This is a genomic window from Vibrio sp. YT-19(2023), from assembly GCF_033337395.1.
Map to the genome: position 1 here is coordinate 1 of NZ_JAWOQN010000525.1, position 687 is coordinate 687.

Annotated in this window: 1 protein-coding gene; it reads right to left on the reverse strand. The window is 46.6% G+C overall.

The window, feature by feature from the left end:
- On the reverse strand, window positions 1–687 hold a 687-nt coding region (gene trpCF, locus R7E78_RS26890; protein WP_318058711.1), incomplete at both ends, for a bifunctional indole-3-glycerol-phosphate synthase TrpC/phosphoribosylanthranilate isomerase TrpF.

The following is a 687-nucleotide window of genomic DNA, read 5'->3' on the forward strand; positions in this document are numbered from 1 at the left end:
CATCAGCGAGCTGCCAATCAAAAAGCCGTCTGCATATTCTGCTAAGTCACGAACTTGTTGATGAGTGTAAATGCCAGACTCTGAAATAACCGTTGCGTTTGGTGCAAGCTTACGAATGGTTGGCGCAAGCGCTTTAGTTCGGTTTAAATCCGTTGTTAAGTCGCGCAAGTTGCGGTTGTTTATACCGATAACTTTAGCGCCAAGCTGAACTGCGCGGTGAAGCTCTTCTTCGTTGCTGACTTCCGTTAAAATGCCCATGTTTAGGCTGTGCGCAGCTTCTTCTAACGCTTTGTACTCTTCGTCATTCAGTACCGAAAGCATGAGCAATACCGCATCCGCGCCATAATGACGAGCAAGGTAAACTTGGTAGGTATCGAACATGAAGTCCTTACACAACACTGGCTGTTTCACTTGTCGGCGAACTTGAGGCAGAAAATCGAAGCTACCCTGGAAGTATTTTTCATCGGTCAGAACCGAGATCGCGTCTGCGTAGTTGTTGTAAACCGACGCGATGTAGTCCAAATCGAAGTCGTTGCGAATAAGGCCTTTTGATGGCGATGCCTTTTTGCATTCTGTAATGAATACGGTTTTATCGCCACTCAATGCATCATAAAAACTGCGATCCGACGGCAATAGGTCCGATTGAAAAGTGCTCAGATGCTGTGATGCTTTTCGCTCTGCTACCCA